Origin of the sequence: Actinomadura sp. NPDC048032 (genome assembly GCF_040653175.1) — a bacterium.
GTDB classification, from domain to species: Bacteria; Actinomycetota; Actinomycetes; order Streptosporangiales; family Streptosporangiaceae; genus Spirillospora; species Spirillospora verrucosospora.
The window spans coordinates 1-3,934 of record NZ_JBEZJP010000581.1 but is presented as its reverse complement, the minus strand read 5'-3'; the positions used below and the strand labels follow the sequence as shown (position 1 = coordinate 3,934).

6 protein-coding genes and 1 pseudogene are annotated in these 3,934 nt (G+C 74.0%); 4 read left to right on the top strand and 3 right to left on the bottom strand.

The features are described from left to right. On the bottom strand, nucleotides 1-254 hold a 254-nt coding region (locus AB0C69_RS39340; protein WP_360361309.1), incomplete at its 3' end, for a hypothetical protein. 94 nt (nucleotides 255-348) lie between these two features. Between AB0C69_RS39340 and AB0C69_RS39335 the strand changes: the two genes are divergently transcribed. Beyond that, the gene (locus AB0C69_RS39335; protein WP_345181285.1) at nucleotides 349-843 is read left to right on the top strand and encodes a MarR family winged helix-turn-helix transcriptional regulator; all 495 of its coding nucleotides are present in this window, start codon (nucleotides 349-351) and stop codon (nucleotides 841-843) included. Here AB0C69_RS39335 and AB0C69_RS39330 read toward each other — a convergent pair. Next, nucleotides 840-1,250: a VOC family protein gene (locus AB0C69_RS39330; protein WP_360361305.1), complete on the bottom strand. Its 411-nt coding sequence runs from the start codon at nucleotides 1,248-1,250 to the stop codon at nucleotides 840-842. The two genes, AB0C69_RS39335 and AB0C69_RS39330, sit on opposite strands and share 4 nt — an antisense overlap. Before the next feature lie 70 nt (nucleotides 1,251-1,320). On the opposite strand from AB0C69_RS39330, the gene AB0C69_RS39325 reads away from it, so the two are divergent. Then, nucleotides 1,321-2,193, top strand: coding sequence for a class I SAM-dependent methyltransferase (locus tag AB0C69_RS39325; RefSeq protein WP_360361302.1), 873 nt, complete (start codon nucleotides 1,321-1,323; stop codon nucleotides 2,191-2,193). Nucleotides 2,194-2,306: 113 nt separating this feature from the next. Then, nucleotides 2,307-2,639, top strand: coding sequence for a MerR family transcriptional regulator (locus AB0C69_RS39320; RefSeq protein WP_360361299.1), 333 nt, complete (start codon nucleotides 2,307-2,309; stop codon nucleotides 2,637-2,639). Nucleotides 2,640-2,653: 14 nt separating this feature from the next. On the opposite strand, the gene AB0C69_RS39315 is transcribed toward AB0C69_RS39320, so the two are convergent. Next, nucleotides 2,654-3,403 carry a ZIP family zinc transporter gene (locus AB0C69_RS39315; protein ID WP_360361296.1) on the bottom strand — a complete coding sequence of 250 codons (750 nt, stop codon included), beginning with the start codon at nucleotides 3,401-3,403 and terminating at the stop codon, nucleotides 2,654-2,656. A gap of 192 nt (nucleotides 3,404-3,595) precedes the next feature. Here AB0C69_RS39315 and AB0C69_RS39310 point away from each other — a divergent pair. After that, nucleotides 3,596-3,934: pseudogene (locus tag AB0C69_RS39310) on the top strand (hypothetical protein); the annotation flags it as partial.

Here is a 3,934-nt window from a genome sequence, read left to right as displayed (position 1 = left end):
GTGGCTGCTCTCGGCCACCGTGTACGGCTCGTCCAACTACCTGCTGCCGCGCCCGCTCGCGGTGTACACCGCGGCCGTCGAGAACGCCGGGACGCGGAGCGGGCAGGTCGTCGCCCAGGGAAGGCGGCCTGGTCGTTGGTGGACACCTCGCCGAGCTTCCCGGCGTACGGGCCGAAGGCGCCGCCGACGGCCAGCCAGACCAGGAGCAGCACGGCCGGGATCGCCCAGCGGACGGGGCGCGGCGGTGTAGGCATCGGTTCCTCCAGCGAGTTCGACCTGCGGCGGCCCTACCCACAAATAGCTCAATCATTAACTATCTCAATGATTGAGTTAATGTAATCTGTCCGCATGCCCGAGGGAGCGGAGGAGACGGAAGGTCCCGCCGGCCTCCGGACGTTCGCCGTCGAGCTGCGCCGGATGAACGCCGAGTTCAACCGGATCGCGCACGAGTTCGCCCACGCCAGCGGCCTGCACCCCACCGACGTCCAGGCCCTGGTCGCGATCATGGACGCGCCGCTGCGCTCCCCCGGCCGGCCGATGACGCCGGGGCGGCTGCGCGAGGAGCTGAACGTCACCTCCGGCGCGGTCACCGCCTGCCTCGACCGCCTCGAACGCCTCGGCCACATCACCCGGACGCGCGACCCGGCCGACCGGCGGGTCGTCCATCTGCGGTACGAGCCGTCGGCGATGGCCATGGGCCGCGAGTACTTCCGTCCCCTGGCGGAGAGCACCGACGCGGCGCGGAGCGGGTTCAGCGAGGAGGAACTGCGTCTCGTCCTGCGCTTCCTGCGCGCGATGAACGAGGAGCTGTCGGCCCTCCGCACCCGGGGTTCCGGCCGCTAGGAGCGCGGCGGGTCCTCGGCCGGACCGAGCAGGTCCCAGCGGTTGCCGGCGATATCGAGGAAGACGGCGACGCGTCCGTAGGGTTCGGACCGGGGCGGCGTGACGAACTCGACGCCCGCGGCCGTCATGCGCTCACGGGCGGCGTCGAAGTCCTCCACCCGCAGGAAGAACCCCACCCGCCCAGCGACCTGGTCGCCGACCACGGCGGCCTGCCGGGGGCCGTCCGCGCGGGCGAGCAGGATCCCGGTCTGGGCGCCCGGCGGCCGGACGACCACCCACCGCTTGGGACGCCCGTCGTTGGTGAGCGAAGGCGAGTCCTCGACCAGGTCGAACCCGAGGGCGCCGGTGAAGAATTCGACGGCTTCGTCGTAGTCGTCCACGACGATCGTGATGAGATCGAGCAGCACCGTCACGAGGGTACGGCGCGCCGCGGCCGTCCGGGCGACGAGGCGGCCGCCGAATGAAGGGACACCCGCCATGGACACGAGGGAAGGAAGCCGCACCGCCGTGCTCGTCTGCCAGGCCCGGGCCGTCGCGCACGGCCGCCTGGCCCCGGACCGGTTCGCGGATCCCACCGCGTCGGCGCTGCTGGATCCCGGCGAGCTGGCGGCGGTGGAGCAGGCCCGCTCGGACGTGCCTCCCGAGGGCTGGGGGCCCCGGATGGAGTACGAGTTCCTGCGGGCCACGGCGGAGGGGCTGGCGCCCCGCACGGTCGCCGTCGACGACGCCGTCAGGGAGCGCCCCCACCCGCAGGTCGTGATCCTCGGCGCCGGCCTGGACGGACGGGCCTGGCGCATGCCCGAGCTGGCCGGGACCGCCGTCTTCGAGGTCGACCACCCCCGCTCCCAGCAGGACAAGCGGCGGCGCGCCGCGGCTCTCTCCCCGCCCGCCGGGAAGATCGCCTTCGTGCCCGTCGACTTCACCGCCGACAGGCTCGACGACTCCCTGGACGCGGCGGGGCACCGGACCGACCGGCCCACGACCTGGATCTGGGAGGGCGTGGTCCCCTACCTGACCCGCGCCGAGGCGGCGGCCACGCTGCGAGCCCTCGCCAAGGCGTCCGCGCCGGGAAGCCGGCTCGTCGTCCACTACCAGGCGCCGTCGCTGGTCGCCTCGCTCGGCCGGCCGGTGGCCCGTGCGATGAGGCGGCTGTCCCGGCAGCCCGACCCGATGGCGCACGAACCGTGGCGGTCGGCATGGACGCCGGCCGCCATGCGGGAGCTGCTGACCGGGCAGGGTTACGCGGTGGCCCGCGACACCGACCTGCTCACCCTGGCCGGGGCGCTCGCCATGCCCGTCCGCAGCCGGCGGACTCTCGGTTCCGGCCGCGTGCTGGTCGCCGACCGCTAGCCCGGCAGGTGGTGGTTCGACCGTCCCCGGTCCTGCTTCCGGCACTGGCCCCCTCGCCTCCGGACGCGCATGAACCCCGCCGGGCGGGAACACCTCCGTTGCAGGAGGTGCATGTGAACGCAGGTCAACTGCTCGACCGGCTCCCCGGGTTGACGTACCGGCAGCTCGACAGATGGACCAACGCCGGCTACCTGCGCGCGACGCAGGCGGGCGAAGGCGCGGGCCACGCCCGCGACTACAGCGCCGAGGAGGTCCGCGTCGCCGCGCTGATGGTCCGCCTCCACGGCGCGGGGCTGAACGTGGCCTCCTCCCACCGCGCGGCCCGCGCCCTGGCCGCCGGGCGGTCGGCGGTCCTGGCCCCGGGGGTCGAGGTGGTCGTGCACGACGGGGCCCCGGCCTCCGAGCCGCCCGAGGGGTCGACCGGAGGGCCCCTCGCGGCCGCGTGAGGCGGCCGGGCGGCTCAGGCGTGCGACAGGGCGAACGCCGCCAGGAACCCCACGACCATGATCAGGCCGGTGAACAGGTGGGTGTCCTCGTAGGCCTCGGGGATCATCGTGTCGGCGATCATGGTGAGGATGGCGCCGCCGGCCAGGGCGGTGATGCCGGCCAGGACGTCGGCGGAGGCGCCGCCGAGCACCGTGTACCCCGAGACCGCCGCCAGGGCGCTGATCACCGCGATCCCGCTCCACAGCCCGAAGACGTACCCGCGGCCGCGTCCCGCGCGGCGCATCCCCGAGGCGCTGGACAGTCCCTCGGGCACGTTGCTGATGAACACCGCGACCACGGTGACCACGCTGACCGCGCCGCCGCCCAGGAGGCTCGTGCCGATCACGATGGACTCGGGCACGCCGTCCAGCAGCGCGCCCAGGGCTATCGCGCCGCCCGAGCCGGGCCGCTGCTCCTCCGACGGCTGCTGCCCGCCCGACCGCTTGCGGTGCCGCGCGCCCCTCCAGGCCAGGACGGCGTTGGCGCCCGCGTAGAGCACCGCGCCGATCACCGCGCCGATCGCCGTCGGGGTCAGCCCGCCCTTCTCATGCGCCTCGGCGATGAGGTCGAACGACACCGCCGACAGCAGCACGCCGCTGCCGAACGCCATCACACTCGCGACGACGCGGGCCGGGACCGGCACGAGGTAGCCGACCAGGGCCCCCATCACCAGCGCCGACCCGGCCAGCAGGCCCCACCCTCCGGCCTGCAACGCTCCCTGCACGGCTCTCCCTTCCGTCCACGACCGCCACGCGAACGCCGGTGCCGGCGCCCTGGCGCGGATCCAGACCCCGCCGACGCTCTGCTACCCGCAAATTTCCCGCAAAACGTTGACCGGCCCTGCTCGATGGTGCTGTGTACTGGGAGACCTGCACCCCGCGCAACCTGCGGGCGGCCGGCTAGTAAGGTCGGCCGCATGCCCGCTCGTACCCCCGCCTCGTCCCCGGTGAGAGAGCCCAGGCCACCGCGCATCCCCCGCAGCCTCACGCCCGCCGGGAAGGTCGAGCGGCACATCCGGCACGACGGGAAGTACCTGTCGCTGGAGTACGGCGCGGACGCCCTCTCCATGGACGACCCGGACGGTGTCGAAGACGTCGAGTTCGAACGCTGCCGGTTCACCCAGACCGGCTTCTCCGGGTTGGTCCTGCACAGGGCGGGGTTCGCCGACTGCGCGTTCAGCGACGCCAGGACGGCCTCCAGCACGCCGCAGTCGCGGCGGCCGTCGGCGGCGTGCGGCGTGCCCGGCGGGTGGGGC